The organism is Lactiplantibacillus xiangfangensis (assembly GCF_001438845.1).
Classification (GTDB): domain Bacteria; phylum Bacillota; class Bacilli; order Lactobacillales; family Lactobacillaceae; genus Lactiplantibacillus; species Lactiplantibacillus xiangfangensis.
In genome coordinates, this window is record NZ_JQCL01000063.1 from 1 (window position 1) to 771 (window position 771).

General features: G+C 35.3%; 1 protein-coding gene. It reads left to right on the plus strand.

What is annotated here, in order from left to right:
• Positions 1-327, plus strand: a 327-nt coding sequence (locus IV64_RS07410) for a hypothetical protein (protein ID WP_057706638.1), incomplete at its 5' end; no start/stop codon positions are given.
• Positions 328-771: the final 444 nt, after the last annotated feature.

The following is a 771-nucleotide window of genomic DNA, read 5'->3' on the forward strand; positions in this document are numbered from 1 at the left end:
CTTTTTGATGATTGGCATCAAAACAAGACTAAACAAGCCTTTACACAAAAGTTGCAACAACAAGCTCAACTTGAAAAAACACACCTGCCAAAATTATTGTCGCGTGAAGATCTAAAAATTCGGTGGCAGATGAACTCTCGTCAAAGTGTTCATCAAGTTGCTAGTAAGCCTGATTTTCCACAACCCGTTTTTGCTTTTAATCATGGTAAGACGCCGCTTTACTTAGAAACTGAAATTCAAATTTTCGAAATTAATCACCCCTGGGTGATAACTCCCGGTGCTCGTCTTGCTTATAGTCATTGGATCCTTCGTAATGTGATTGGTTAATCTTGAGATTTAGTTCTAGGTCTTTGATCGTTGGCGCTAGCCTTCTAATACAAATAATCCCCATTTTGATGGGGATTAAATCTACCCTTGACATATGTCAAGGGTGTAAGTGCGCATTGACCTCATTTCACTCGGTCTGCTGATAACCATACAATCAATTTTTGCCATGGTTGAATTGAATGTATTCTTAATTCAACTTATGCTTACACTTAACTAAGTTTATTGTGCTTTAAATACTTAAAAACTGTTGTAGATTACGCTGTTTTAAGCCAAAATTTTTTAATTGTTTTGTGCGGATAATCTTTATGAGCTTGGTAACAAATTTTGAATAACGGTGCTGTAAGATCTGTGAATTTAAACTGAAAACATTATTTTGATGTTAGGAGTAATTAAGATGGACGAAAAGAAAGTATTAAAACCAATTGATGAAATGCTTGCTGATCC